This is a genomic window from Oceaniovalibus guishaninsula JLT2003 (assembly GCF_000299575.1).
Taxonomy (GTDB): domain Bacteria; phylum Pseudomonadota; class Alphaproteobacteria; order Rhodobacterales; family Rhodobacteraceae; genus Palleronia; species Palleronia guishaninsula.
This window is the reverse complement of record NZ_AMGO01000026.1, coordinates 1-626: the sequence shown is the minus strand read 5'-3', so window position 1 is coordinate 626 and position 626 is coordinate 1. Positions and strand designations below refer to the sequence as shown.

The window sequence follows — 626 nt, the reverse complement described above, 5'->3', positions numbered from 1 at the left end:
TTGCGGGACAGCACCAGCGCGGCCTTGCCGGTGAAGGTGGCGGTGACCACGCCGGGCACGCATCGGCCGTCCCGCGCGCTGCGGTGGGGCGAGAGGCCGAGTTCGTCGAGCGCGAACTTCAGCACGGTGGTCTTGCCGGACCCGGCATAGCCGAACAGGCGGAACACCTGCTGCTGCTCGGCTCGGGTCTCGAACCACTCCTTGATCTCGCGGATCGCGGCGGCCTGCGTAGGGGATGGGGTGAACTCGGTCATGATTGGCGTGCCTCCACTGCGTAATCCTTGACGATCCCACCGCGGGTCGGATCGCCCACCTCGCACTGACGGACGAAGACCCGGCGACCGTCGGCGAGCTGCCGCCAGTGACCGCGGCGGATGTGCCAGCGCGGGCTGGCGTGACTGCCGCCCTGCGGCGGCGTCGCCGCCCGCAGGCGCGCCGGATCGATGGCGACTTGGCGCCAGACCCATCCCTGGACCCCGGCGCGCGCGAAAGGCTTGCGCCGTGTCGAGGGCACGCGGCGCTCCCGGACGTCCGCAGCCTGGGAGAGTATCGCGAGGCCGCGCCACACGATGGCAGCCGCAGCTTGACCGCACTGCTCCGCCATCTCCACGTCTTCAAGCGCCGGA

The 626-nt window shown here is 71.2% G+C and carries 1 protein-coding gene and 1 pseudogene; both read right to left on the bottom strand.

Translation table 11 applies throughout. The features are described 5' to 3' along the window. A pseudogene (locus tag OCGS_RS07855) lies at positions 1–254 on the bottom strand (ATP-dependent DNA helicase); the annotation flags it as partial. Continuing rightward, positions 251–626 (bottom strand): hypothetical protein (locus tag OCGS_RS15205; protein ID WP_040610780.1); only part of this gene is annotated, 376 nt, incomplete at its 5' end. The pseudogene OCGS_RS07855 and the gene OCGS_RS15205, both read right to left, overlap by 4 nt.